The sequence below is a fragment of the Dechloromonas sp. A34 genome (assembly GCF_026261605.1).
Classification (GTDB): Bacteria; Pseudomonadota; Gammaproteobacteria; order Burkholderiales; family Rhodocyclaceae; genus Azonexus.
The window spans coordinates 215362-236499 of record NZ_CP102486.1 but is presented as its reverse complement, the minus strand read 5'-3'; the positions used below and the strand labels follow the sequence as shown (position 1 = coordinate 236499).

Genomic DNA, 21138 nt, shown 5'->3' with positions numbered 1-21138 from the left:
TTCAGTCTCCAATCAGCCGAGGTAGTGCACCAGGCCGAGGCACATGACGGGGAAAAAGACGAGGGCGATGATGCGGATGAAATCGGAGGCCAGGAAAGGCATGACCCCCCAGGCAGTTTCCTTCATCGGCACGTCCTTGGCGATCTTGTTGATGACGTAGAGGTTCATGCCGACCGGCGGATGGACCAGGCCGATCTCGACCACCATGAGCGCCAGGATGCCGAACCACACCGACTTGTCGTCGACGCTCATGCCGAAGAAGTCGAGCCCCATGACCATCGGGTAGAAGATGGGGATGGTCAGCAGGATCATGGCCAGCGAATCCATGACGCAGCCGAGCAGGATGTAGATGATGAGGATCGAGAACAGCACGACCAGCGGCGGCAGGCCGCTCTGCTGCACCCAGGTCGCCAGCTCGGTCGGCATTTGCGACAGGGCGAGACTGGAGTTCAGCAGGTCGGCGCCGATCAGCACCATGAAGATCATGCCGGTGGCGTGGGCCGTGCCGTAGACGCTCTGCAGGAAATCCTTGGTCCGCATGCCGCCGGAAACCGCGGCGATAATGCCGCAGGCGGCGGCGCCGATCGAGGCGGCCTCGGTCGGGTTGGCCCAGCCGCCGTAGATGCCGACGATGACGACGAGGAAGACGCAAAGCACGGGAATGATGTTGATCTGGGCCTTGATCATTTCGGCGAACGGCACCTTCTTGCCGGCCGGACCAGCCGCCGGGTCGCGGCGGACGATGAAGGCGATGACCAGGATGTAGCCCAGCGCGGCGATGATGCCCGGCACCACGGCGGCGACGAAGAGCTTGCCGATCGATTCCTGGGTCAGTACGGCGTAGATGACCAGCGGCACCGAGGGCGGAATCAGGATGCCCAGCGTGCCCGAGGCGGCCAGCGTGGCCGTCGACAGCTTGCCGGAATAGCCAGCCGCCTTGAGTTCAGGCAGGGCGACCTGGCCCATGGTGGCGGCGGTCGCCAGCGAGGAGCCGCAGATCGCGCCGAAGGCGGCGCAGGCTGCCGTCGAGGCCATCGCCAGGCCGCCGCGCCAGTGGCCGATCAGCGTGCCGGCCGCCTTGAACAGCGCCTTGGACAGGCCGCCGTGGGTGGCGAACTGGCCCATCAGGATGAACAGCGGAATGACCGCCAGGTCGTAATTGGAAACCCGGGCGTAGACCAGGTTGTTCAGGGTGTACAGCAGGCCGTTGGCGGCGCCGCTGTTCATCACCAGGTAGATGCCGGAGCCAGTGATGAACATCGCCATCGCGATATGAACCCGGATGGAGAGCATCGCCAACAGCGTGCCGAAGCCGATCAGGCCGATGGTGGTGCCGCTCATTTGTGTGCTCCCGGGATTTTCTTGGTCGGATGGAAGTGGGCATAGGCCCGATAGATGGCACAGACCATCATCAGCGCCAGGCCAGGCACGAGCAGCGCCGTCGGAATCCATAGCGGCAGAGAAACCAGCGTCGTCACTTCCTGCGACTCGTGGGTGGCGATCGCCGACAGGATGGTCCGCCAGGCGAGGATGCCGGCGACGATGGCGAACAGCAATTCGGTCGCGCCGTCGATCGGCCGCTTCAGCGAATCACGCATGCTTTCGGTGAAGAAATCCACCTTGATATGCTCGCCGAGCAGGGTGCAGTACGGCAGGAAGGCCGTTGCCGCCACCGCCGTACCCGCCTGCATCAGTTCGATATCGCCGTCGACCGAGCCGAAGCCCAGCTTGCGGCCGATGATCGAGACCAGCGACATCGCGATCAGGGCGATGAACAGCACGCCACCGGAAATCGCCATCGTTTTTCCCGCCATGATCAGGTAGTGCTCGACCTTGTCGTGCTCTACCAGTTCATGGGGTATCCCCATTGGATCGTGCATGCTGTTCTCCTTTCCCGGATCTTTTTATTTGTTGGTGCCGGTCAATTCGCGGGCCGAGGCGATCAGCTTCTTGCCGTCCAGGCCCTTGTCGCCGACCTGCTTGGCCCACTCCTCTTCGACGCTGGCCGTGGCCTGTTTCATGGCCGCGACTTCGATGGCGCTGAAGGTCGTGATCTGGTCGCCCTGGGCAGCGATTTTCTTGCGCGTGTCGGCGGCGACACCGTCGAACATGGCGCCGAACTTGCCGACCATGGCTTCGCCCGTGGTCTTGTCGACGATGGCCTTGAGGTCGGCCGGCAGGCTGTCGTAGCGCTGCTTGTTCATCAGCACGGTGAGCACGGTGGCGGTCGGGTGAGCGACACCGGCGGCCGGCTGAGCATGGAACTTGGTGACTTCGGACAGCTTGGTCGGATAAACCAGTTCCCAGGCGCCGAGCGAGCCGTCGACGACGCCCTTGGCGATGGCCTCGGTGACCTGGGCCGGAGGCATGGCGACCGGCGAACCGCTGAGCGCGGCCAGCGTCTTGGCGCCGACGCGGGTCGAAGTGCGCAGCTTCATGCCGTTGAAGCCGGTCAGACCGACTACGGCCTTCTTCGCGGTATGCACGGCCTGGCCGCCGTCGGTATGGAAGGCGAGGACCTTGTAGGCGGCGAATTCCTGCTGGGCGTTTTGCTGGTAATACTTCCACAGCGCCTTGGAACTGGAGGTGGCGTCGGCCACCATGAACGGCAGTTCGAAAGCCTCGATCGCCGGGAAGCGGCCGGCCGAATAACCCGGGCCGGTCCACACCACGTCGGCGACGCCGTTCTTGACCTGATCAACCAGCTGGGCCGGCGTGCCGCCGAGCTGCATGGCCGGGTAGAACTGGCAGGCGATGCGGCCGTTCGATTCCTTCTTCATTTCGTCGCACCAGGGCTGCAGGACCTTTTGCTGGGTCGGCGCGGCGGAGGGCAGGAAGTGGGCGATCTTGAAAGTGACTTCCTGGGCGGCGGCCGACAGCGAAACAGCCATGGCGCCGAGAACGGCTATGTGACGGTAGTTCATGCGACATCTCCTCTTTGTGGACTTGGGCAAGCACCCAGTTTCATTAATATGTTAGCAATTAAATCACTACGATATTAGTGAGTCAACGCTCTTGAATAATATTTTTGCGAATTCTTTTCCGACGTCAGGCCCGATCGATAAGCGGGTGGCGATGTATCTGGAAGCGCCTGCCGCGAAAATCGATTTCGTCTTCGAACACCGCCCCCACCGAACGGGCGACGCGCAGAGAGGCAAGATTGTCGCGGTGAATGAAACTGATCGGCGGCTGCTCCGGGTAGGCGGCCTGCGCCACCCGCTGGACCGCCCGCGCCGCCTCGCTAGCGTAGCCCCTGCCCCAGCACGCCGGATTGAGCGCCCACTTGATTTCGCGCTCGGGAAAATCGACCGGGTACCACAGGCCGACGGCGCCGATCATCGCCCCGCTCGCTTTCTCCTCCAGAGCGTAGGGACCGTAGCCGCGGAGCAGCCAGTGGCCGGCCAGGGTGGCCGTCTGCCGCCAGCTCTCGCCTTCGGTCAGCACCCGGCCCAGCGTGTAGCGGGTGCACTCCGGGTTGGAATAATGGGCGTGCATGCTGCGCCAGTCGTCTTCGCGAAACATGCGGAGGATCAGGCGTTCGCTTTCGAGTTGCTGGGGAATGGTGAATTCAGTCATCGAAGAGGTCTGGTCAAAAAAAGGCCGCGACAAGCGCGGCCTCAAAGGGTGGGTACTGCAGAGAAAAGTTGTTACACCCGCTTGAACAGCGGGCTGCGCACCTGCTGGGCGTCGGCGGCCGAGAAGAACTTCTCGGTGTAGATGTCGCGCTCGAACAGGCGGCCTTGCATCAGGGTCGTGATGCAGGCCTCGATCATGACCGGCGGCCCGCACAGGTAGGCCTTGCGGCCGCGAAAATCGTTGTCGAAGTGGTTTTTGGCCGCTTCATGGACGAAACCGCGGAATCCGCTCCAGCCGCTGTCGGCCGGCTCGTCGTTGAGAGCCGGCACATAGGTGAAGTGCGGATGCTTCGCCGCCAGTTCGACGAATTCCTGGTGATAGTAGAGTTCACCCTGATTGCGCGCCCCGTAGACCAGCGTGATCGGCAGATCGCCGCCCTCCTCCAGCAGCTCGAGAATCATCGAGCGCGGGCTGGAGAGGCCGGAACCGCCGGCCATGAACAAGGACGGCACATTGGCCGACTTGTGCACGAAGAAGCGGCCGTAGGGGCCGGAGACGGTGATCTTGTCGCCGACCTTGAGTTCGTTGTGGAGCCAGGTCGTGCCGGCGCCGCCGGGAACGATGCGGATATTGAGTTCGATCTCGTTGCCGGTCGACGGCGCGTTGGCCAGCGAGAAGGCGCGGTGGCCCATGTCGTTCGGCAGGTAGAGGTTGATGTACTGGCCGGCCTGAAAGTCGAGCACCTCGTCGTTCGGCAGTTTGAGCCAGATGCCTTTGATGGTCGGCGTCAGGTTCTCGATGCGGCTGACCGTGCCATGGAAATCCTTGACCGGGATGTCGCGCGCATCCTCGTCGACTTCCATCTCGACTTCGATGACCGTATCGGCTTCGAGCGTCGCACAACAGGCCAGCGCCTGGCCTTCTTCGCGCTCGTAGTCCATCAGCGCGAAGCTCGAGGCGTTGTTGTGATCGACCTCGCCGTCGGTGATGCACACCTTGCAGGTCGCGCAATAGCCCTGGCCGCAGGCGTGCGGCAGGTAGATGCCAGCGCGCAGCGCGGCGTCGAGGATGGTCTGGCCGTCTTCGACTTCGATGCTGCGGCCGAGCGGCTCGATGGTCAGTTCGTAACTCATGTTTGCTCCTGAGTTGTTAGTCTCTAGTTACTAGTTGCTAGCAAAGGCGAACCAGCGCTGCTTTGCTAACAACTAGCGACTAATAACTAGCAACTAATCAATATCCGGTACCGGCAATACCGTCCAGACCCGGCGTCCGGAAACGGATCAGGTCCTTGTGGCCGATGCCGTTCTCTTTCAGGCTCTTGTTGCGATCCGGCGTGAAGGGCGTGTTGCCGTTCTGCCAGACGACCGTGTTCCAGTCGATCTGCGACCAGTCCGGGTGGTAGCTGAAGCACTCGGCCATCTGCTCGAGGATCACCGCAAACGGTGTTTCCGGCGGCAACGCCAGCACGAAGGGGCGCGAGAACATGCGGTGGCGCTCCCAGTTCACGTACAGCAACTGCTTGCCCTTGTAGTTCTCGAGGGCGTCGCTGGACTTGAACTCGTACGGCGCCAGGGTTTTCAACATCGTCATTGCTGTCTCCTTAGTTCTTGGTGGCCTGTTCGCGCCAGGCGGCGAAGTTTTTCTGGTCGTCCGAGCCGTTGAAGTCGCCGGTGGCGCGCTTGTCGAGCTTCCAGTAGTCGAGCATCTGGCTGCCCGGCTTGTAGTCCGACGCATTGACATCGACGCCGTCCGGTTCGCAGTTGCCCTGCAGGGCCTGGTGCGACGAGATGAAGGTCTGGATGTACTTCTCCGGCTCGTTGTCGAAGATTTCCTTGCAGTGGTCGGAGCAGGTGTGGAACTTCTCGCCCTTATAGACCGACTCGCGGAAGCACATTTCCATCGGGTCGCCCGGCTCGTTGAACTTCATGGTGCTGACGCAGACCTGGCAGTTCATCGGCTGCGTCTTGTTGTTGTAGCGGTTGCCGGCCTTTTCCTGGGCGTCGAGGTACTCGAGCACCGGACGATAGTATTTATCGAAGGTGTTGGGATATTTCTCGGACAGCCAATCCATTTCGTCGGGCGACGGAATCCAGGTATGGAACGGCGTCGCATCGGGCTTCATGTAGAAACCGATCCACGACTGGTGGGTGACGTGTTCCTTTTCCTCGATGGTCTGGCCGAAGCACTTCGGGATGGTGATGCCGTAGCGGGCGAGGTCCTTGAACAGGGCGCCGCCGTTTTCCTCGACGTACATTTCCCAGGCTTCCTTGAAGCTCATGATGCGCTTGGGCAGCATGTAATCCATCATCATGCCGACCGAGGCCAGCTTGCGGGTGCCGCGCCAGGTCCATTTGTCGATCCAGCGCTGGACGATGGGCAGGTTGTCCGGGTCCTGCTCGAGCATGAACTTGATGCATTCGAGGCCGAGCGTCATGTGACGGGCTTCGTCGGACTGCGCCGAGAAGCCGACGGTCATCGCCGCCATGTCGCCGTTGTAGGCGGCGCCGGAAATGAAGGGCACGAACAGGATGTTGGTCAGCACGTATTCGAAGGCGAAGCCGATGGCGACCATGAATTCGAACGGGCCGGCGGTGATCGCGTCGTCGAAGAAGGACTTGCCGTCGGACAGGTACCACATGCGGGATTGCTGATGGGCGAACTCGTCCATCCCGTTGTAGTACTTGTTGTAATTCGAGATCGAGTGGATCTGCGTCTGGAAGTGACGGTACTCGTCGACCGCCTGCATCTGGCAGGCGACGCGCGGACCGGCGCCGTTCATCTGCCGGCCCATCATCGAGAAGCCGCGGGCTGCCATCAGTTCGAGCGGCGGGGTCGAGCCGAGGAAAAGCTTCAGGACATTGATGTAGCGGGCGTCGGTGACCGACAGGTGGCCGTTGTTCTGGTTGAAGCCGTCGAGGATGGCGTAGAGCTTCCGTTCCTTCTCCGACTGGTACTTCCAGTAGGCGTCCATGGTCAGGCGGAAGGGATCCTCCCACTTGTCCCAGTCGTGAATCTTGATCCCCTCGTAGGTGGTCTGCGGGAAGACGTCTTCCATTTTCTGGTAGGTCGTGTCCCAGGCCAGATCGCGGGTCATCAGCGAGTAGCGCTCTTTGAGGCCGAGCTTCTTGGCAGCTTTCATATCCATGGTGTTCTCTCCTTGGCGGCCGGAATCAGGAATTCCAGGTCAGGGTAAATTCGTCGTCGGTCTCGTCCAGATTGCCGGAGATGGTGATCAGGTGCAGTTGCAGCTCCTGCAAATCGAACTCGCGACCCATCTTTTCCGTGACCGTCTCGCGCTTGATGACCAGACGGTTCGGCACGTCGATCTTCACCATCGACGGCTGATCGTCGACCATGGCCCCTGGGTTGTCGTCGAGGATGGCCTCGATGATGCAGCGGGAGTCGTCGTTCTTCTGGAATGCGATAAATGCGTTGGACATGCGGCTTCCTTTACAGGGTGATACCGGCCTTGGCGGCGCGGGCATTCAGGTTCAGAACGAGTTCTTCCATGACGAGGTCGGCTTCGCCGCCGAAGGCCAGGGCGGCGACCGGCTTCAGGGCCTTGATCGCCCGCTCGCGCCAGTGCTTGACCCACTCGGCCAGTTGCGCCTTGTTCTCGGCGTTGTCGGCAGCGGTCGTCTTGAGGATGGAATCCATCCACTTGGTGGTTTCGCCGAACCATTCGCGCTGGAAGCGGGTCAGCATCGAGAAGACCGGGCTGTAGGCGGCGTTGAGCTTTTCGTTGAAACGCTCGTAGATCAGCGGATAGAGCAGACCTTCGAGGGCGAAATCCTGGGCAACCAACACCTGGAACCAGTCCTTCTCGACCATCAGGTCCTCGACGTAGCGGCGCAGTTCCTGCCACTCGGCGCCTTCCAGCCAGGCGGTCTTGGCGGTAGCCAGCGCATCGAGGTCGTTGAAGGCCATGCCGAGCCGGGTCACGTACTGGGCGACGCCCAGCTGATCCATGCTGGCGTAGCAGGCGGCCTGGGAAATGGCGATGCCGTAGCCGTAGGACGAGACGTAAGCCTTGTTGAGATTCGAGGCCCAGGCGACGTGGCGCAGCGGCAGGAAGACCTTGAGCGCTTCCTCCTTGCCGGCGGCCGGATAGGCGGCGGCCAGCCCGAGTTCGTCAACCAAATCGAAGTCGCCTTCGGCGATTTCCTGCATCTTGCCGCGGGCCAGGGTCCAGGCGCCGTAGTAGTACTGGCGCGGGTCTTTGAGCGCATACCAGTCCTTCATCGTGATCGCAGTACGGGTGGTATCGAAGATCTCGTACTGCGGCTCCCAGGTCGGGCGGTAGTGGTAGTTCTCGACTGGCTGCAGGTCCATGGTGGCTTCGATGTAGCGCGAAGCCGGCTTGTCGGCACCCATGCGCCGGGCCAAATGGCCAAAGGTCTGGCGCAGCGGTGTGATGCTGACTGTCCGCAAATCTATTGCCATGCTTGTCTCCTCAAAAAACAGATCGGTGCGGTCGCCCGCCCCGGAAAGTCAAAAATCCTTAGCGGAAGCGCTGGTGGGTGGCCTGGTGCAGGTTCCACTTGAAGTCGGCATCGGCAGCATCGGCATCGACGGCCACGGCCGGCCCGTCGGTGATGAATTCGACCCGGTTGTTGGCGCAGAACTCGTCGAATGCCGCCTTGGGCATGACCAGCTCGACCGCGACATCGGGGTCGCCGATGGCGAATTCGAATTCGATCAGGCCGTTCGACAGGGTGCGCATGACGCGCACGAACTTGCGCGTGATGTCGAAATTACCTTCTGCCATGTCGTCTCGCTCCTCATTCGTTAGACCGCCTTGTCGGGCAGTTCTCTGATGAAGCACATTAAATCTTTTACTAAGATATTAATGAATGGACGTTTGGGGAAATGACTTGTACTTTTCGTAACCGGGAGGATCAGGCCTGGCCGGCCAGGCGATACTGGCTGGGCGGCACGCCGGTGCGCTTGGTGAAGAAGCGCGAAAAATAGGCCGGATCGACGAAACCCAGCTGGTAGCTGATCTCGCTGACCGGCACCGCGGAGAAGCGCAGCAGGCGGCGCGCTTCCTGGAGCAGCCGTTCGTGCACGACTTCCTTCGAAGGCAGGTTGGCCATCCGGCGACAGATGTCGTTGAGCCGGGCCTCGGTGACCGAGAGACGGATGGCGTATTCGGACAGCGTCAGGTGATCGCGGAAATGCGCTTCGACCAGATCGCAGAACTGCAGGAACAGGCGCAGATCCTCGCTGCGCTCCGGGCGCGGCGCCGAGGCTGGCTCGTGGGCCAGGAGCAGGCGGCTGAGATGGATGAAGGCGCATTCGCCGAGAGCCCGGACCAGCGCCGAATGCCCCTTGGCATCGCGCTCGGTTTCGCGTTGCAGCAACTCGACCGTATCCACCAGGGCCGTGAAATCGGCGGCACTTTCGGCCGGCAGGCTGGCCAGCTCGATAAACGCCGCCTCGCGCAGCAAAGCATCCGGCCACTGGCCGGGCATCGCCCGGTACCAGCTGCGCACGACTTCCTGGCGGACGGTCAACACATGGCCATCGGTATCCTCCTCGGAATAGAAGGAATGCGGCACGGTCGGCGGCGTGAAGATGACCAGCGGCGCATCGCCGCAATAGACGCCCTCGTCGAGATTCAGGCGGATGCTGCCGCGGGTCAGCAGATGGACCTGGAAGAAGCAGTAGTGGCGATGAGGCGGCGTGTTGCGCCCGAAGAACTGGGCCAGGCGGCCGAAGGTCTCGTAGTGGATCTCGCACTCCGGATCGCGCTGATCGTAGACCCGGCCGATATGGATATCCGGGATGGCCTGGAGCGGCGCCGCGGTCATTCCCACACTTCCTTCGGATTCACGAAACCTCCCGTCACGGTATTGCTCAAATCAACATTGCCGATTCGATCACTAACATATTAGTCAGTCAACTGGTATCATTTAAGCAACGCATCCGCTTTCGATGCCGGCCCCTGAACCTGACCAGAGAGCACCCGCCATGTCCCGCAAGCTCGCCTACCGCAACCTGCCGCAACTCTTCCTGAAAGCCCGGGAAGAACTATTGTGCCACTTCCGACCGATCATCACCCACTTCGGGCTGACCGAGCAGCAATGGCGCATCCTGCGCACGCTCGCCGAAATGGCACAGCTCGAGCCGCGGGAAATCTGCGAGATCTGCCACATCCTGAGCCCGAGCATGACCGGCGTCCTCTCGCGCATGGAAGAAATGGACCTGGTCACCCGCGAACGCATGCCGGAAGACCAGCGCCGGGTCATCGTCCGCCTGACCCCGAAGAGCGAAAAACTGGTTTCCGAACTCGGCCCGCTGATCGTCGAGCAGTACAAGATCATCGAACAGGCCTTCGGCCCGGAACTGATCAAGCAGCTCTACGACGTGATGGACAAGGTGATCGCCGCCGAACGCGCCCCGATTGCACGCATCGCCCTGCCGGCAAAGAAGGATTGGGCGAACATCAAGCCTTGATTGGCGGGTTCTGTGAAACCGCAGCCTGCTGGCAACAGAAAATAAATGGTAGTGAAGAGTTGATTACCGGAACTCATCCCGATTCCCATAGCCTAATAGTTACCAGCAAGATAAATCGAATTAGTTCACAGTCTTGGCTAAAACACTCTGCGGAGTGGGGATGTGGATGGTGATTCGAGTTAGCTTCTGGCAAGGCCCTCTGATTGGCGAATAGCCCTGAGGGCCTTTCTAATTATTGCCGATGGGCTTTGGTCAGCTGGGCATCCCTGTGAGCCGAAATACAATTTCCAAAATTTCGGCTTGGCCTGCTGCATGGCATTGCGCTGGAGCTTGCAGGGCGATCACGGTCATGCCGACGAGTGCGATTAGCGGCCCCGGGGATACCCCAGCGCGTCAGCGAAGCACCATGGGGGAACGCAACAGTTCCAAGAGAGCAAATCCGGATGGTGAATTTTCCGGATTAGGAGGCGGTTGCGTGCCCCTGCCCACACGAGAAAACAGGCCGGGTGGGCATCGCCCGGTCCGTTTCTAATTACATCCCGAGATAGGCCGCCCGCACCTGCTCGTTGCGGATCAGTTCCTGCCCAGTCCCGGTCAAGGTAATGTGGCCGGTCTCCAGCACATAGCCGCGGTCGGCGATGGCCAGGGCGGCGAAGGCGTTCTGCTCGACCAGGAAGATGGTCATGCCCTGCGCCTTCAGCGACTTGACGACATTGAACACTTCCTCGACCAGCAGCGGCGCCAGGCCCATCGAGGGTTCGTCGAGCAGCAGCATCTTGGGCCGCCCCATCAGGGCGCGGCCGATGGCGAGCATCTGCTGCTGGCCGCCGGACAGCGTGCCGGCCGGCAGATTCCGCTTTTCCTTGAGGATCGGGAACATCGAGAAGACCTTTTCCATGTCTTCCGCGACCTGGCCCTTGGGCTGGGTATAGGCGCCGAGGCGCAGGTTGTCCTCGATCGACAGCGGCCCGAAAACCTGCCGCCCTTCCGGACTTTGGCAGATGCCGCGGCGCATGCGCATGTCGGAGCGCAGCTTGCTGATGTCTTCGCCATCGAAACGGATGCTGCCGGCGCTCATCGGCTGGACGCCGGACAAGGTGCGCAGGAAGGTCGTCTTGCCGGCACCGTTGGCACCGACCAGGGCGACCGTTTCGCCACGCCGTACTTCGAGGTCGATGCCCTTCAGGGCCTTGATCCGGCCATAGCAGCTTTCCATGCCGGAAACCGAGAGCAGCACGTCGCCGCCGGCCGGGCCGGCACCGCGCTGCAGTTCGCCGGCGCTCTGCGCGCCGAGGCCGACCGATTCCGGCGCCAGGCTGGCAATGCGGTGATAGAGCTCACGGAATTCGGCTTTCGCTTTCTCGCCGAACAGCGGGTCTTCGCTGTCGAGGAAGGCACGGTCGATCCGGGCCCAGTCTTCGGCGCTCAGTACTTCGCGCGCCAAGGGCATGGCATCCTTTTCTTCGGTACTGATGTGGCTCTTCAGACTTTGCGTGTAAATGCGCAGGGCCGCCGCGAAATCGCCATTGCCCAGGCTGCCGACCGCCGTTTCGGCCAGCTTGACGCGCAGCGATTTGAGGATTTCCGGCCCGTTGCGGTGTTCGGCCTGCAGGCGGTCGAGGACGGCAGCGGCTTCGGCGCTCCGCGCGCGCAGCGCCGGGAAAAGGTAGTCGTCTTCCTTGGCGTGGTGGCAGGCATCCATGAACTGTTCGATGTAGTCGAACACCGAGGTGAAGAAGGCCGGATCGACCTTGCTGCCGGCTTCCATTTCATCGGCCACGAGGTCGATGGTGGCCGCGATGCGCCACAGGTTGCGGTGGTCTTCGCTGATGACTCTGAGTGCTTCCATACTGTTCCCTCTTCGTTACGCGTGAGCGCCCAAGTAGGCGGCAATCACGTCGGGATTCTGGCGGACTTCCGCACCCGTGCCTTCGGCCAGCTTCTTGCCGTAGTCGAGCACCAGGATGCGGTCCGAGAGGTTCATCACCATCTTCATGTCGTGTTCGACGAGCACGACAGTGACGCCGGAATCGGCGATCTTGCGCACCAGATGGTCGACTTCGATGGTTTCCTTGGGGTTGAGGCCGGCCGCCGGCTCGTCGAGGAAGATCAGGCGCGGCTTCATGGCCAGGGCGCGGGCGATTTCCAGACGTTTCAGGGCGCCGTAGGGCATGGCGTCGGCCCGCGAGTCGACGAATTTTTCCAGGCCGACGAAGCGCATCAGCTCGGCGGCTTCGGCCCGCATCTCGGCATCACGCCGTTTCAGGGTCGGGAAGCGCAGCGCGGCCTTGATCAGGTTGCGGTCGAGACGCAGGTGGGCGCCGACCATGACGTTCTCGATCGCTGTCATGTTCAGGCAGATCTGCAGGTTCTGGAAAGTACGGGCAACGCCGCGAGTGGCCAGTTCGTTGGGCGACTTGCCGCCGATCGCCTCGCCGTCGAGCCGGATGTCCCCGCTGGTAGGCTTGTAGACTCCGGTGATCAGGTTGAACAGCGTCGTCTTGCCGGCGCCATTCGGGCCGATCACGGCATAGACGATGCCGGCGTCGATACTGAAACTGACGTTCTGGACGGCCTTGACACCACCGAAGTGGATGGAGAGGTCTTTGACATCGAGGAGCGCCATGTCAGTCTCCCTTCCCGAACTTGGCGGCCAGGGTCGGCACCAGGCCCTTGGGCATGAAGATCATGCACAGCATCAGGATCGAACCGAAGGCCACCGTTTCCCAGCCTTCGAAGGTGGCCAGCGCCTGGGGCAGCGCGGTGAGCAGTACGGCGCCGACCAGCGAGCCATAGACCGAGGCCATGCCGCCGATCACCACCATGGTCACCAGTTCGATGGAGTGGAAGAAGTCGGCCAGGTTGGGGGTCACGAAGCCGACGTAGTGGGCGGTGACGCTGCCCATCAGGCTGGCGAAGACGGCGGAGAGTACGAAGATGGCGACCTTGTAGCGGACGACATCGACACCAACCACCTGTGAAGCGACTTCCGAGCCGTGCAGTGCCCGCAGGGCGCGACCGAAGGGCGAGTCGATCAGATTGAGTGAGGCCCAGACGCTGACCGAAAGCAGCAGTGCGACGACCCAGTACCAGTGCTTGTCGCTGGTCAGCTCGAAGCCGAAGAGGCCCATCGCCGGCACCGGCATGCCATCGGGGCCGCCTGTCCAGGTCGCTTCGTTCCTGAGCGCGATATTCAGGATGATGCCGAGGCCGAGGGTGGCCATCGCCAGGTAATGACCCTTCAATTTGAAGATCGGACGGGCGACCAGGCCGGCGAGCAGCCCGGTGACGACGGCGCCGGCCGCCATGGCGAGTACCGGGTGCCAGCCGAAATGGGTCGGCAGCACGGCCGAGGCATAGGCCCCGATGCCGAGGAAGCCGGCATGGCCGAGGCTGATCTGGCCGGCAAAGCCGATCAGCAGGTTGAGGCCGAGCACAATCACGGCGTTGATCGCCATGCGGATCACGAGATCGACATAGAAGCTGTTGGGCAGCACAAAGGGCAGCACGACGAGGATGGCCATCACGATATAGAGGCCGAAGTACGCATTCTTTTTCATGCTTACACCCGATCCGTCGATTTGCCGCCGAACAGGCCACGCGGCATGAAGAAGAGGATCAGCAGGATGAGGACGAAGGGAATCGCATCCTTGTAGCTGGAAGAAATATAGCCGGCGCCCATGGCTTCGAGGATGCCGACGAGCAGGCCGCCGACCACGGCACCGAGGCCGTTGCCGAGGCCGCCGACGACGGCGGCGACGAAGCCCTTGAGACCGAGCATGATCCCGACGTCGTAGGAAGTCAGGGTGATCGGGGTGACCAGGATGCCACCCAGCGCGCCGAGTGCGGCCGACATGGCGAAACTCATGAACAGCACCCAGCTGGTGTTGATGCCGACCAGTTCGGCCGCCACCCGGTTGTAGGAGGTGGCGAGCATGGCCTTGCCCTGCAGGGTACGGTTGAAGAAGTACCAGAGCGCGATCACGACCAGAGCCGTGACGCCGAGCACCCACAGGCTCTGCGGCAGCAGCGTGGCACCGAGTATATGGATCGGCTCGTCACCCGAGAAGGCCGGCAGGCTGAAGGTGTTCTTGCCGAGCCAGACCTGAATCAGGCCGCGGATGACCAGCGAGGCGCCAATCGTGATGATGATCAGGGTCACCGTCTCGGCGCCCTTGACCGGCTCGATGGCCAGTTTCTCGACCACGATGCCGACCACGGCCGGGATCAGGATGGCGAGCACCAGCGCCACCGGCAAGGGCAGCCCGGCCTGGGTGAAATAGACGGCCAGCATGCCGCCCAACATGATGAACTCGCCCTGGGCGAAGTTGATCACGTTGCTGGCGTTGTAGATCAGCGTGAAGCCGAGCGCCGCCAACGCATAGGTGGCGCCGACGGTGACGCCGGAAAAGAGGAATTGTAGAAACTGGGCAAGCATCAGAGGCCCCTTCTCTCATCGGGCGCGGCCCTGCACGGGGCTAGCTGTCGGTTGGTCATGTCGTCTCCTGTGGGTGTCAGCCGCGGCTGACGGATGCATCAATTCTTTTCTGTGTAATTGATTCTGAAATATGGAATAACTTCTGTCAAGAGAAATGATACAAATTTAATCATCAATCAAATTTTTTGTATCAAATGACAGGTGCCTGATATTTATGGTTTTTCTCATGCCCCCTGCATCAATACAGGGACAAGACGACGACCGCATGGCCGAGTGCACCACCCTGGTCCGGCCTGACTCACTTCGGCGGGGTGTAGCCAAGGCGCATCGACAGCTCGGTCGCCGCCGCTTTCAGCGGCCCGACCACCGGTCCGTCCGGCGACATGTCGAACATGCCGCTGACCCCGACGACCAGCATGGCGATGGTAATTTCACTCTTGAAGTTGAAGACCGGCGCCGCCACCGCCTCCACCCCGGCGATCAGGTGATAGCCGGTGACGCTGGCATAGCCGTCGGTCCGGACTTTGGCCAGCATGGCCTCGACATCGGCCCGGGTCTGGAGGTCGGGAGCCAGCTTGCCGGCCTTGAAATAGCGATCGGTCAGGCGGTTGGCCGTCTCCTTCGGCAGCCAGGCGGTGAACACGCGACCACTGGCCGAAGTCAGCGGGTCGAGCGCGGTGCCGGTCACAACATTGACGGTGATCGGCCGCCGCGGCCTTTCCCAGCGCACGATGATCGGGCCGCCGTCGCCCCACACGGCGAGCGCGGTGGTTTCGTTGATCTGGTCGCGCAATTCGGAGATCGCCGACAGGCCGAGGCGAATCCGGTCGAGACGGTCGATGGCGACGAGGCCGATATTGAGCGCGAAAGGCCCGAGGTCGTAGCGCGAGCTCATTGGATCCTGCTCGACCAGGCCGGCGCGAATCAGGCTGACCAGGTAGCGATGGGCCTTCGAAGCCGGCATGTCGGCCGCCGCCGCGATGTCCTTGAGCATCATCGATCGCTGGCCATTGACCATGGCGCGCAGGATGCCCATGCCGATCTCCAGCGATTGGACGCCGTGCTTGCCCTCACTCGGCCGGCTTTCCGATTCTTCACTCATATTCACCCCTTAAAAATTACACATGTCGAAACGACTTTTATTTTATAGAATTCCACATCCCCTTGTCAGGAGCTTTTTTGTGACCACCCTGCGCGTTTATGCCATCGACGGCATCGTTCCGGTCGTCGACCCGACGGCTTATGTTCATCCCAGCGCGGTATTGATTGGCGACGTGATCGTCGGCCCGGGCTGTTATGTCGGCCCCTGTGCCAGCTTGCGTGGCGATTTCGGCCGGCTAATCCTCGAGCGCGGCGCCAATCTGCAGGACACCTGCGTCATGCATGGTTTCCCCGGCACCGATACCGTGGTCGAGGAAGACGGCCATATCGGCCACGGTGCCGTGCTGCACGGCTGCCGGGTGGGCAGGAATGCGCTGATCGGCATGAACGCGGTGATCATGGATAACGCCATCATCGGCGAGTCGACCATCGTCGCCGCCAGCGCCTTCGTCAAGGCCGGAGTCGAAATCCCCGCCCGCAGCCTGGCCGCCGGCATGCCGGCCAAGATCATCCGCCAGCTCTCCGACGAGGAAATCGCCTGGAAAAGCGAAGGGACGCGCACCTATCAGGATTTAACCCGGCGCAGTCTGGCGACCATGACCGAATGCGCCCCGCTGACCGCGATCGAGGCCGATCGCCAGCGCATTCACCTGCCGGAGGTGATTCCGCTGGTGGAAATGAAGAAGCGGAGCAGTGAAGCCTGACGGAAGCCGCCAGCCCCGCAGGAAGGCAGAAGGCCGGGCCGACCCGGCCTTCTGCCTGCTCATTGCTCGCAGGGATCTGCAGCTGACGTTGGCGGCAGCGGCTCACACCATCGCCAACAGCTTGCTTGCTGGAAATTACCTGCTGTCGCTGCCAGCCAGTGTCGGGCCATATTGGAAATCGACCCGGGGAATATGGTCGATCAGCCAATCCCGCAGAAAACCGGTGGTCTGTTCGTTGATCTCGACCGTGCCGGCGTGAAAGCGGTGCTGCAGGTCGAGGCATAGTTGCACCAGCTTGTCGTGCTCCAGCTTGTGATCCTCCAGCGCCGGGTAAGCCGCTGCCGCCATGTTCCGCTCTTCGGACGAAAAATGCTCGGCGACGAAGGCGATCAGGTTGTCGAGTGAAGCGCCAATGGCATAGCGCCCGCTGTTGCCGACCTTGTAGTGCAGATCGTTGAGCAGCTTGAAGAGCTGCCGGTGCTCTTCGTCATGTTGGGCGACCGTGGTACCGAATTGCTCCTGAGTCCAGGTAATAAGAGTCATCGTATGTCCTCTCGCAAATGTTGCGGATTGTGAAGACCTTCCACCGATGCGGAAGGCGTGAGGGCGGCTGCCGAGACTTGGCGCCGGCTGGCTGCCTGCACTGAACACCCCGGCGAAAGGGTATTACAGCCCTCCGTTATATGCAATTGACATTGCCGCGACCGATCGCCGCAGGCCAGCTGGATCAATGCCGACGGCAAGGCTGAATTGACGCTGTCGGCTTGTCGGGCCAAACTCGGCAACCCGAAACCACCGGCCCATTTTCTCAGCGCATGTCCACTGCCCTGTTTCTGAAAAGCCTGCTCGGCAATCTGCTGCTACCTCCGACCAACGGCCTGCTCTTTCTCGCCCTTGCCGCGATCTGCCGTCGGCGGCGCTGGGCGTTCGCCGTGGCCATCATCGGCGGCGGCCTGCTGCTGGCCCAGAGCCTGCCGCCGGTCGCCGGCCTGCTGATTGCCCCGCTGGAACAGCGGGCCGGGCCGGCGATGACCGATCCGCAGGGGGCCAGGGCCATCGTCGTCCTCGGCAGCGGCCTGAATCTCGACGCCGAGGAGTACGGCGGCGACACGGTCACCGACCGCAGCCTGATTCGCCTGCGTTATGGCGCCACACTGGCCGAACGACACCATCTGCCGGTGCTGGTCACCGGCGGCCGGCCGTTCAATGCCAGCCGCTCCGAGGCCGAGGTGATCGGGGACATACTCGAGCGCGAATTCAAGGTGGCGGTGCGTTGGCGGGAAACCGAATCTGAAGACACTGCCGACAACGCCGCGTTCTCGGCAAAGATACTGCGCGACGCAGGCATTCGGCGCGTCGTACTGGTCACCCAAGCATTCCATATGCCGCGGGCGCAACGCCTGTTCGAAGCGGCGGGACTCGAGGTCGTGCCGGCCCCGACCGAACTCGCGAAACGGCGCGAGCAGCCCTGGAGGGTACTCGACTGGCTACCGCAGGCTCGGGCGTTGCAGACCTCCTATTACGCCCTGCACGAATGGCTGGGGCTGGCCTGGCTCGAATTGCAGCGCCTGGCCAAATCCGCCAACTAGCACCACAAAAGCAAAGGCGCCGCATCGGCAATACCTGCTCGCTGCAAGCGTCGGCAGCGGCGAGTCCGGAAGCAAGGCAAGCCCGAAGGAAAGCCGGCTAACTGCGACGAGCCTGCCCTCACGGTAGCAAATGGGACAACTTGCCGACACCGACGTTTCCCCCATGAAACCACGGGCCGACGCTTCTCGATTGCGGGAAAGCCCAAGCTGCTTTCCGCGTTATGAGAAGCTGAACGATCACATTCGCAATACCTACAGATCCGATATAAATTGATCTGGATCAATATCTTGCAGTAACACCCAGCAAGCACGGATGCGCCCAACCCAACCCGGCTCGACTATTGCTTTAGTAATAGTCGCACTCGCCAGAAAGTGGACTGCGGCCGTCGCAGAACCTGCCGCGCCCTGCATGGCGAGTGCAACCCAAGCACCATTTGCCAAGCAGGACAAACCGGGCATCAGGCTGCCCGCCGAACAGGCTGACAAAAAGAGGGAAAAGGATGACAACCGGACTGCGCAGGCTGACGCTGATGAGCCGACTGTCGATTTCGGCGGTACTGGCATTCGTATGCATGGTCGTGATCATGTCGGAAGCGATCGACACGATCCACGAACTGGTCTATGAGGACCGCCAGGTCAAGACGCGACACCTGGTCGAGACCGCCTACAGCGTACTAAAGCAGTTCCACGAGAGTGAACAGGCGGGCGCGATGACCACCGAGCAGGCGCAGGCCGGTGCGATCAAGGTCATCAAGGGTCTGCGCTACGAGGAGAAGGAATACTTCTGGATCAACGACCTCGGCAAGCCGGCACCCAAAATGATCATGCACCCGACCGTCCCGGCGCTCGACGGCAAGATTCTCGACGATGCTAAATTCAATCGGGCGACGATGCTCCAGGCTGGCCTCGATGGCCCGCGCGTCAAAGCCGACAAGACCAACTTGTTCGCAGCCTTCGTCACGGTGGCAGACAAGGCCGGCCAAGGCTACGTCGAATATCTCTGGCCGAAACCCAAAGCTGGCGGCGGCGTCACCGACGAACTCTTCACCAAGCTGTCCTATGTCAAGAAATTCGAGCCCTGGGGCTGGGTGGTCGGCTCCGGTATCTACATCGACGACGTAGAGAATATTTTCTGGCAACACGCAACGCATAGCCTGGCACTGGCCATCGGCGGCACGCTGATCCTGCTCGGTGCGGCCTGGGTCGTCCGGCGCAGCATCATCGGCGAATTCGGCGGTGAACCGCGAGTTGCAGCCGGGATCACCAGTCGCATTGCCGAGGGCGATCTGACCCAAGAGATCCGCCTGCGCAACGGCGACGGCGACAGCCTGCTGTTCGTTCTTTCCCGCATGCAGGCCAACCTCAAGGACATGCTGCGCGCCGTGTTCAGCAATGCCCACCAGGTCGAATCGAGCATCGTTCGCCTGTCGGCGGAATCGAACGAAATCAACTTGGCAACCCAGTTGCAGGCAAACGCCATCGAACAGACGCGTTCGGCGATCAACAACATTTCCTTGAGCGTCGAAACCGTCAATGTGCTCGCCGGCGATACCGAGCAGGGATCGCAGGAAGTTGCCCGGCGCGCCCGTGCCGGCGCTGACGTCGCGGTCAAGGTCGCCGAGGAGATGAACGCCATTGCCGATACCGTGGCCGCCTCATCGGCCGAGGTTTCGCGACTGGTCGCCAGTACGCAGGAGATCGACAAGATGGCGAATGTCATCAAGGACATCGCCGACCAGACCAACCTGCTCGCGCTCAATGCGGCCATCGAGGCGGCCCGCGCCGGCGAACAGGGGCGTGGCTTTGCGGTCGTTGCCGACGAAGTGCGCAAGCTGGCCGAACGCACTGCGAAGGCGACCAGCGAGATCGGCCGAATCCTGCACAGTATCCAGGGCGATACCGAACGTGCCGTGAAGGGCATGGATGCCGCCGCTCCGGTCATCGCCAAGGGGGTGACCCAGGCCAATTCGGCCGCCGAAACCCTGCACGCCATTGAGGAACAGGCCAAGGAAACCCTGCTCAAGATGCAGCAACTGGCGGAAGCCACGCACGACCAGACGCGGCAGATCGCGGAAATCGTCGGCAATGTCGATGAAGTCATGCACGCCTCCGGACGCACCGAAAACGTTATTCGCCAGTCGCAGCAAACCTCGAGCGAACTTGAAAAATCGGCCAATGAAATGTTCTCGATGGTGCAGCGCTTCAACGTCGGCGAGGTCGCCGTGGCCTCCAGGCAGCGAGCCGACAATGGCCCAGCCGTGGCATTGATGGAATGGTCGTCGGCGCTCGCGGTCGGGCATGCCGAAATCGATCGCCAGCACCAGGTGCTGATCGCCATCGCCAACCGCCTGAACGCTGCCATGCACGCCGGCCACGGCCGCGAAATCGCCGGACCCATCCTCAATGAGCTCGTCAACTACACGCTCAACCACTTCGACTTCGAAGAAAAATTGATGGAGAAACATGCCTACGCCGGGCGCAACCTGCACGCCGCCGAACACAAAAAGCTGATCGCCGACGTCTCGAAGTTCAAGCAACAGTTCGACAGCGGCAATGCCGGCATCTCGATCGAGCTCATGGGCTTTATCCGGGACTGGCTGGTCAACCACATCCTCAAGGTCGACAAGGACCTGTCGCACGACCTCGCCAGGAAAGAAGCGGCCTAAACAGAACAGGTAATTGACACTGCCGATCCGCCCTCGGCCGGCTGGCCGAGCACACGATCCGAAGCCCGGCGAACGGCAATTTCGTCCAGACCTCGAGCAGGGTCGGCCGGACCAATACCGCCGTGCACCGCTCGATTCGCTGGGACCAGGCCTTCTGACAACCGTTCGCCGCGCCGGAGGAAGGCCTGGGGAAGCTCCGGCGAGGTCGGCGCATGGACTACTGTTTGAGGCGGATATCGTTGGTCACGGCCTTGACGCCCGGCACCTGGCTGGCCGTCCGCACCGCCCGGTCGATCTCGGCGCGGCTATCGGCGAAGCCCGAAAGCTGAACCGTACCCTTGAAGGTCTCGACCTTGATGTTGGCGGCCTTGACCTCGTCATCCTTGACGAAGGCAGCCTTGACCTTGGCGGTGAGCGCCGTGTCGTCGATATACTCGCCGGTGCTTTCCTTGCTCGGACTGCCACCGCAAGCGGCCAGCAGCCCGACCAGCAGCAGTGCTGCCAATCCTGATTTACTGATCGTCATGACTTGTCCTTTAACGGTAGTTATGAAATGTTCCGGATTTGCCCGCGACATAACTGCCGGGGGTATTTTCAGCATACGA

The 21138-nt window shown here is 61.8% G+C and carries 22 protein-coding genes; 4 read left to right on the top strand and 18 right to left on the bottom strand.

The genetic code is table 11. The features are described 5' to 3' along the window. Positions 1-12 precede the first annotated feature (12 nt). The 11 genes from NQE15_RS01175 to hpaA form a co-directional block, all read right to left on the bottom strand. On the bottom strand, positions 13-1341 hold the full coding sequence (locus NQE15_RS01175) for a TRAP transporter large permease (RefSeq protein ID WP_265945822.1): 1329 nt from the start codon (positions 1339-1341) through the stop codon (positions 13-15). Then, positions 1338-1880 (bottom strand): TRAP transporter small permease, encoded by a 543-nt coding sequence (locus NQE15_RS01170; RefSeq protein ID WP_265945821.1) that lies wholly within the window; start codon positions 1878-1880, stop codon positions 1338-1340. Before NQE15_RS01170 ends, NQE15_RS01175 begins: the two co-directional genes overlap by 4 nt. Before the next feature lie 24 nt (positions 1881-1904). Next, a complete protein-coding gene (locus NQE15_RS01165; protein WP_265945820.1) occupies positions 1905-2924 on the bottom strand; it encodes a TRAP transporter substrate-binding protein in 1020 nt (339 codons plus the stop codon). A 124-nt stretch (positions 2925-3048) separates the two neighbouring features. Next, on the bottom strand, positions 3049-3576 hold the full coding sequence (locus tag NQE15_RS01160) for a GNAT family N-acetyltransferase (protein WP_265945819.1): 528 nt from the start codon (positions 3574-3576) through the stop codon (positions 3049-3051). A gap of 71 nt (positions 3577-3647) precedes the next feature. After that, positions 3648-4709 (bottom strand): NADH:ubiquinone reductase (Na(+)-transporting) subunit F, encoded by a 1062-nt coding sequence (locus NQE15_RS01155; RefSeq protein ID WP_265945818.1) that lies wholly within the window; start codon positions 4707-4709, stop codon positions 3648-3650. Between the two features lie 97 nt (positions 4710-4806). After that, positions 4807-5166 (bottom strand): phenol hydroxylase subunit P4, encoded by a 360-nt coding sequence (locus tag NQE15_RS01150; RefSeq protein ID WP_265945817.1) that lies wholly within the window; start codon positions 5164-5166, stop codon positions 4807-4809. 10 nt (positions 5167-5176) lie between these two features. Further along, positions 5177-6721 carry a YHS domain-containing protein gene (locus NQE15_RS01145; protein ID WP_265945816.1) on the bottom strand — a complete coding sequence of 515 codons (1545 nt, stop codon included), beginning with the start codon at positions 6719-6721 and terminating at the stop codon, positions 5177-5179. A gap of 25 nt (positions 6722-6746) precedes the next feature. Continuing rightward, entirely contained in the window at positions 6747-7016 is a 270-nt protein-coding gene (locus NQE15_RS01140; RefSeq protein WP_066886238.1) for an MmoB/DmpM family protein, read from the bottom strand. A 10-nt stretch (positions 7017-7026) separates the two neighbouring features. Continuing rightward, a complete protein-coding gene (locus tag NQE15_RS01135) occupies positions 7027-8019 on the bottom strand; it encodes a phenol hydroxylase (RefSeq protein ID WP_265945814.1) in 993 nt (330 codons plus the stop codon). Between the two features lie 58 nt (positions 8020-8077). Next, the gene (locus NQE15_RS01130) at positions 8078-8344 is read right to left on the bottom strand and encodes a phenol hydroxylase subunit (protein WP_265945812.1); all 267 of its coding nucleotides are present in this window, start codon (positions 8342-8344) and stop codon (positions 8078-8080) included. A gap of 130 nt (positions 8345-8474) precedes the next feature. Next, on the bottom strand, positions 8475-9389 hold the full coding sequence (hpaA, locus tag NQE15_RS01125; protein WP_265945810.1) for a 4-hydroxyphenylacetate catabolism regulatory protein HpaA: 915 nt from the start codon (positions 9387-9389) through the stop codon (positions 8475-8477). Positions 9390-9549: 160 nt separating this feature from the next. Between hpaA and hpaR the strand changes: the two genes are divergently transcribed. Next, positions 9550-10035 (top strand): homoprotocatechuate degradation operon regulator HpaR, encoded by a 486-nt coding sequence (gene hpaR / locus NQE15_RS01120; protein WP_265945808.1) that lies wholly within the window; start codon positions 9550-9552, stop codon positions 10033-10035. Between the two features lie 532 nt (positions 10036-10567). Here hpaR and NQE15_RS23745 read toward each other — a convergent pair. From NQE15_RS23745 to NQE15_RS01090, 5 genes are all read right to left on the bottom strand, one after another. Beyond that, positions 10568-11884: an ATP-binding cassette domain-containing protein gene (locus NQE15_RS23745; protein ID WP_323054932.1), complete on the bottom strand. Its 1317-nt coding sequence runs from the start codon at positions 11882-11884 to the stop codon at positions 10568-10570. Between the two features lie 15 nt (positions 11885-11899). Further along, on the bottom strand, positions 11900-12661 hold the full coding sequence (locus tag NQE15_RS01105; protein WP_265945806.1) for an ABC transporter ATP-binding protein: 762 nt from the start codon (positions 12659-12661) through the stop codon (positions 11900-11902). 1 nt (position 12662) lies between these two features. Then, positions 12663-13595, bottom strand: coding sequence for a branched-chain amino acid ABC transporter permease (locus tag NQE15_RS01100; RefSeq protein WP_265945804.1), 933 nt, complete (start codon positions 13593-13595; stop codon positions 12663-12665). A gap of 2 nt (positions 13596-13597) precedes the next feature. Beyond that, complete coding sequence (locus NQE15_RS01095) at positions 13598-14473, bottom strand: branched-chain amino acid ABC transporter permease (RefSeq protein ID WP_265945802.1); 876 nt, start codon at positions 14471-14473, stop codon at positions 13598-13600. Positions 14474-14771: 298 nt separating this feature from the next. Beyond that, positions 14772-15575: an IclR family transcriptional regulator gene (locus NQE15_RS01090; RefSeq protein ID WP_265945801.1), complete on the bottom strand. Its 804-nt coding sequence runs from the start codon at positions 15573-15575 to the stop codon at positions 14772-14774. Between the two features lie 79 nt (positions 15576-15654). On the opposite strand from NQE15_RS01090, the gene paaY reads away from it, so the two are divergent. Beyond that, the gene (paaY, locus tag NQE15_RS01085) at positions 15655-16278 is read left to right on the top strand and encodes a phenylacetic acid degradation protein PaaY (protein WP_265945799.1); all 624 of its coding nucleotides are present in this window, start codon (positions 15655-15657) and stop codon (positions 16276-16278) included. 135 nt (positions 16279-16413) lie between these two features. Here paaY and NQE15_RS01080 read toward each other — a convergent pair whose 3' ends face one another. After that, positions 16414-16821, bottom strand: coding sequence for a bacteriohemerythrin (locus NQE15_RS01080; RefSeq protein WP_265945797.1), 408 nt, complete (start codon positions 16819-16821; stop codon positions 16414-16416). A 272-nt stretch (positions 16822-17093) separates the two neighbouring features. Here NQE15_RS01080 and NQE15_RS01075 point away from each other — a divergent pair, with 272 nt between their 5' ends. Then, complete coding sequence (locus NQE15_RS01075) at positions 17094-17867, top strand: YdcF family protein (protein ID WP_265945795.1); 774 nt, start codon at positions 17094-17096, stop codon at positions 17865-17867. Between the two features lie 500 nt (positions 17868-18367). Then, positions 18368-20533, top strand: coding sequence for a bacteriohemerythrin (locus NQE15_RS01070; protein WP_265945793.1), 2166 nt, complete (start codon positions 18368-18370; stop codon positions 20531-20533). A gap of 217 nt (positions 20534-20750) precedes the next feature. On the opposite strand, the gene NQE15_RS01065 is transcribed toward NQE15_RS01070, so the two are convergent. Continuing rightward, positions 20751-21059 carry a BON domain-containing protein gene (locus NQE15_RS01065; RefSeq protein ID WP_265945791.1) on the bottom strand — a complete coding sequence of 103 codons (309 nt, stop codon included), beginning with the start codon at positions 21057-21059 and terminating at the stop codon, positions 20751-20753. Between the last annotated feature and the right edge of the window lie 79 nt (positions 21060-21138).

Coding starts and splice junctions, on each gene's coding strand:
- NQE15_RS01175 (WP_265945822.1), bottom strand. CDS start 1,341: ATGAGCGGCACCACCATCGGCCTGATCGGCTTCGGCACGCTGTTGGCG.
- NQE15_RS01065 (WP_265945791.1), bottom strand. CDS start 21,059: ATGACGATCAGTAAATCAGGATTGGCAGCACTGCTGCTGGTCGGGCTG.
- NQE15_RS01070 (WP_265945793.1), top strand. CDS start 18,368: ATGACAACCGGACTGCGCAGGCTGACGCTGATGAGCCGACTGTCGATT.
- hpaA (WP_265945810.1), bottom strand. CDS start 9,389: ATGACCGCGGCGCCGCTCCAGGCCATCCCGGATATCCATATCGGCCGG.
- NQE15_RS01095 (WP_265945802.1), bottom strand. CDS start 14,473: ATGCTTGCCCAGTTTCTACAATTCCTCTTTTCCGGCGTCACCGTCGGC.
- NQE15_RS01170 (WP_265945821.1), bottom strand. CDS start 1,880: ATGCACGATCCAATGGGGATACCCCATGAACTGGTAGAGCACGACAAG.
- NQE15_RS01140 (WP_066886238.1), bottom strand. CDS start 7,016: ATGTCCAACGCATTTATCGCATTCCAGAAGAACGACGACTCCCGCTGC.
- NQE15_RS01130 (WP_265945812.1), bottom strand. CDS start 8,344: ATGGCAGAAGGTAATTTCGACATCACGCGCAAGTTCGTGCGCGTCATG.
- NQE15_RS01135 (WP_265945814.1), bottom strand. CDS start 8,019: ATGGCAATAGATTTGCGGACAGTCAGCATCACACCGCTGCGCCAGACC.
- NQE15_RS01160 (WP_265945819.1), bottom strand. CDS start 3,576: ATGACTGAATTCACCATTCCCCAGCAACTCGAAAGCGAACGCCTGATC.
- NQE15_RS01075 (WP_265945795.1), top strand. CDS start 17,094: ATGTCCACTGCCCTGTTTCTGAAAAGCCTGCTCGGCAATCTGCTGCTA.
- NQE15_RS01155 (WP_265945818.1), bottom strand. CDS start 4,709: ATGAGTTACGAACTGACCATCGAGCCGCTCGGCCGCAGCATCGAAGTC.
- NQE15_RS01165 (WP_265945820.1), bottom strand. CDS start 2,924: ATGAACTACCGTCACATAGCCGTTCTCGGCGCCATGGCTGTTTCGCTG.
- NQE15_RS01145 (WP_265945816.1), bottom strand. CDS start 6,721: ATGGATATGAAAGCTGCCAAGAAGCTCGGCCTCAAAGAGCGCTACTCG.
- NQE15_RS01090 (WP_265945801.1), bottom strand. CDS start 15,575: ATGAGTGAAGAATCGGAAAGCCGGCCGAGTGAGGGCAAGCACGGCGTC.
- NQE15_RS01105 (WP_265945806.1), bottom strand. CDS start 12,661: ATGGCGCTCCTCGATGTCAAAGACCTCTCCATCCACTTCGGTGGTGTC.
- NQE15_RS01080 (WP_265945797.1), bottom strand. CDS start 16,821: ATGACTCTTATTACCTGGACTCAGGAGCAATTCGGTACCACGGTCGCC.
- NQE15_RS23745 (WP_323054932.1), bottom strand. CDS start 11,884: ATGGAAGCACTCAGAGTCATCAGCGAAGACCACCGCAACCTGTGGCGC.
- NQE15_RS01150 (WP_265945817.1), bottom strand. CDS start 5,166: ATGACGATGTTGAAAACCCTGGCGCCGTACGAGTTCAAGTCCAGCGAC.
- hpaR (WP_265945808.1), top strand. CDS start 9,550: ATGTCCCGCAAGCTCGCCTACCGCAACCTGCCGCAACTCTTCCTGAAA.
- NQE15_RS01100 (WP_265945804.1), bottom strand. CDS start 13,595: ATGAAAAAGAATGCGTACTTCGGCCTCTATATCGTGATGGCCATCCTC.